Source organism: Streptomyces sp. NPDC097619, from assembly GCF_040302735.1.
Classification (GTDB): Bacteria; Actinomycetota; Actinomycetes; order Streptomycetales; family Streptomycetaceae; genus Streptomyces.
Map to the genome: position 1 here is coordinate 1 of NZ_JBEOSD010000298.1, position 3,549 is coordinate 3,549.

Here is a 3,549-nt window from a genome sequence, read left to right on the forward strand (position 1 = left end):
CTCTTCCCGGACCTGTCCGTGCTCGTGGCCGACGACGAACACCTTCAGGACATCGGCTACGTCCGCGACGGCGCCAACCGCCTGCACGCCTACGTCGAGCAGCGCCTGACGCGCCTCGCGCCGGCTCTGGAGGGTCTGGAAGATCGCACGGTCCAGTGCACCCGCTGCTTCCAGCACACCGTCGTGGTCGAGGTCGACAGGACCACCGAGCCGGCGGTCCACCCGCGCTGCCGCTTCTGTCACACGGACTGGCACCCGTTCGCGCTGGCGCACGAGTACGACGCGGTCCACAACGCCGGCAAGTTCTCCAGCGACTCCCCCAACTGCCCCCGCTGCGGGACACCCCATGCCGTCGCCAGGTACGTCTTCCGCGCCGTCGACCTTCAGCATCCCCGGGCCATCGGCGGCGGCTCGCACTTCCCCGAGTATCCGAGCGTCACCTTCTGCTTCGAGTGCGCGGCCCCCGTGGTCGACGCGGTCCCGCCGGAGTCTGCCACCGGGCCGGATCCGCAGGGGCGGGAGTGACGATCGAGCGACCGAAGCGACCGGCCTCCCGAAGACCCCCCGTCACCACGTGGGTGGACTTCCTGCGCGCCCGGATCCGTGAGGAGAGGGAGAGCACCGAGGCCGCGGCCTGCACGGTCGGGGACGGCACACCACACTGGTGGGACCTGAGCGAGGCCGGGGGCCGGCGCTTCGGCGTGCTCTCCGCCGGTCGGCTCTTCGCGTCCATCCTGACCGGCCGCGGCCACTTCGCCGACCACGAAACGGCCCTGCACCTGATCCGCAACCAGCCGCTCCGTGTCCTGGACGACCTGGACGCCAAGGCCCGCACCGTCGACCTCCTGGCCGTGCTCCATCAGCGCGACGACCCGGCGGCCGCCGAACTCCTCCCCGTCGTGCAGGGGTTCGCGGCCTCGTACATCGACCACCCCGACCACCCCGACCCCGAAGGAGACCACCCGTGACGGACCCCCTCGACACCGAGGTGATCGACGCGGAGATCGTGGACGCGGAACCGGTGGACGCGGAGCTCGTCCCGGCCGGACACCGGCCCCTGGCCGGGGCGCAGGAGCGGCACGTCGTCACGATGCACACCATGCTGGCCCCGGGGCAGTCGCCTCCCCGCGCCGGGGACGAGCGGCCACCGTGGACCGATGCCGATCTCCGTCTCACCGAGGAGGACGTCGCCGACCTCCAGGCCCCGGACCTCGCCGCCACCACCGTGACGAACCTCCGGTCGAGCCTGGGTGCCTTCGAGCGGTGGTGCGCGGCCCAGCGGCCGCCGCGGGTGGCCTCGCCCTGCACCACGGCCACGTACACCTCCTACGGGCTGCATCTGATCCGCCGCGGGAAGGCCGGGGAGTTCAAGCCGTCCAGCGTCGGCAAGTACATGTCGCGGATTCTGAATGCCCAGCCCGAGGGGATCCGGCCGGACCCGAGCGTGGTCAGGGCCCGGTTGAAGGTGTGGCAGAAGGAGTGGCGGCAGAGCGGCGGCGAGGTCCGCCGGGCCCCGGCCGTCACGATCGACTACAACCTGCGGGTCATCGCGAAGATCGACGAGTCCACCGCCATCGGCAAGCGGGACGCGTTCCTCGCCGCCCTGGCCTACGCCAACCTGCAACGCGAGTCCGAGCTCACCGACATGCTCATCGGCCGCATCAAGATCTACGACACCGGGCTGATGGTCACCACCGCCACCTCCAAGACCGACCAGGCCGGCAAGGGGGCCACGCGCTTCGTCACCGACCGCGAAGACCTCCAGCTCGTCCGCCGGGCCCGCGCCTGGTTCGCCGTCCTGCACGAACTCGACGCCTTCGCACCCCACCTGCCCCTCTTCCGCGCCCTGACGGTCAAGGGCAGGCTGCGCAAGTACCCCCCCGAGCGTGAGCGGGGCCTGCGGATGCGGTCCGGCTCGCTGGACGACCGTCTCCAGGTGCTCGCCGCGCGCGCCGGAGTCCCCGTCATCGACGGCCGGAAGGTCACCAGCCACGGATGGAGAGCGGGCGCCAACACCGACATGATCGAGGCCAAGGTGCCACTCCTGGACCGCAACCTCGCAGGCCGCTGGAGCCCCGGGTCCACCACCGCCGACACCTCCTACGACCGCCGCCACGGCCTCGGCACCGACGACCCCCTCGCCCACGTACCCCTCTTCGGCGGCCCCGCCCACCAGGCCGTCGCCGAAGCCCGCCGCACCCAGACCCCCTAGCCGTCAGCATCCCGAGGAGACGCACTGTGCCCCTGTCCAGCGAGGACCCCTCCCGTGCACGAACCTGGATCGAGACGGTCCGCCTCAACGGCGAGGACGTACAGATCCAGATCGCGGACGCCTCCAACATGGTCACGCCCGGCGTCGTCGGTCGGCGTCCTTCGCAACACCCCCATGGCGCGACCCGCGGCCCCGACTCCGCCCACCCGACCGACCCTATGGGCGAGGAGACTGCGGTCGACCCTGAGTACGGCGGGTCCACCGTCAGCGAGAACGAGCGCCTGGTGCGCTTCATCACCGACCGCATCGCCACCTTGGGCGTGCACGGCCCGACCGAGCCCCTGGCCACGGGAGTGATGGGTCTGGTCACCGCGTACAGCACCCTCCAAGAAGCAGCACGCGGGCAGGCACCCGACTACGCGACCGGGGTCGTGGACGGGCTCGGGCAGGCCCTGCGCTACATCGCCGGGGGCTTCCCCCCAAGCCAGGACAACGACTTCCCCGTGGACACCGCCGCCCTCCCCGAGGCATGGACCGACACCCCCGACCCGACCGGGTACGCGGCCCTATGAGCCGGGATCCCGAGCTGGTGATGTGGGGCCGGTGTCGGTCGGGGAAGCGTGACCTGGGCTTTCCGGGCTAGGCGCGTGTGTCGCCTTCACCGTGAACCCACCGCGGGCGGGAAGCTGGAGGGGTGACGACGACGTGCGGTAACTGCGGGGCCTGGGCGTGCCGTGAGTGCTTCCCCGACGGCCCGCCGCCCCGCGACACCCTGTGCGAGAAGTGCGGCCGGATGCAGTGCGCCGACTGCTCGACCTGCGGATGTACGGCGCGGTGCATGAGTTGCCGAGGCGAGGTCAGTACGGCCACGCACATCCGCACGGGCTGGCCCTGCTGGTGCGCGTGCGTGTGCATGGCGCTCGCGCCGGACAGCCTCGTCCTGACACCGGAGGACGACTACGCCTGAGCCGGGAGCAGGGTGAGGCGGATGCTGCCGCCCTCCAGATGGAAGCTGAACGGGGCCGCGATGTCCGCGCCGACGTTCTCGACCCGAGATCCAACCCGACCTGATCATCCCCACCGGCAAGCGCAAGGGCCTAGCCCCAGCGTTGCGAGCGTCTACCGGGCGCTCGCCGAACACGAGAAGAGACGTGCCCTCCCCGATGACCGCGGGGAGGGCACGCGCGCTTCGGGGACTAGCGGCCCGCGGTGTGCGCGGCGAAGGCCGCCCAGGCGCCCTGCGAGAACGACAGGACGGTGTACCCGTCGGCCTGGTCGAGCTGCTTGGAGTCGCGGATGAAGACCGCGCCCGGCTGCGGGCACGCCTCGACGCACTC

General features: G+C 71.6%; 5 protein-coding genes and 1 pseudogene. 5 read left to right on the forward strand and 1 reads right to left on the reverse strand.

The genetic code is table 11. The annotated features are described in order from the left end of the window. The 5 genes and pseudogenes from ABTZ17_RS36505 to ABTZ17_RS36525 all read left to right on the forward strand — a co-directional run. Positions 1–525: pseudogene (locus ABTZ17_RS36505) on the forward strand (hypothetical protein); the annotation flags it as partial. Further along, positions 522–968, forward strand: a complete 447-nt coding sequence (locus tag ABTZ17_RS36510; RefSeq protein ID WP_352200127.1) for a DUF6221 family protein — start codon at positions 522–524, stop codon at positions 966–968. The pseudogene ABTZ17_RS36505 and the gene ABTZ17_RS36510, both read left to right, overlap by 4 nt. After that, the gene (locus tag ABTZ17_RS36515; protein WP_352200128.1) at positions 965–2,212 is read left to right on the forward strand and encodes a site-specific integrase; all 1,248 of its coding nucleotides are present in this window, start codon (positions 965–967) and stop codon (positions 2,210–2,212) included. Before ABTZ17_RS36510 ends, ABTZ17_RS36515 begins: the two co-directional genes overlap by 4 nt. A 26-nt stretch (positions 2,213–2,238) precedes the next feature. Continuing rightward, entirely contained in the window at positions 2,239–2,784 is a 546-nt protein-coding gene (locus ABTZ17_RS36520) for a hypothetical protein (protein ID WP_352200129.1), read from the forward strand. Positions 2,785–3,050: 266 nt separating this feature from the next. Further along, the gene (locus ABTZ17_RS36525) at positions 3,051–3,179 is read left to right on the forward strand and encodes a hypothetical protein (protein ID WP_352200130.1); all 129 of its coding nucleotides are present in this window, start codon (positions 3,051–3,053) and stop codon (positions 3,177–3,179) included. A 229-nt stretch (positions 3,180–3,408) separates the two neighbouring features. Here the strand turns inward: ABTZ17_RS36525 and ABTZ17_RS36530 are convergent. Next, positions 3,409–3,549: DUF397 domain-containing protein (locus ABTZ17_RS36530; RefSeq protein ID WP_352200131.1), on the reverse strand; the 141-nt coding region annotated here is incomplete at its 5' end.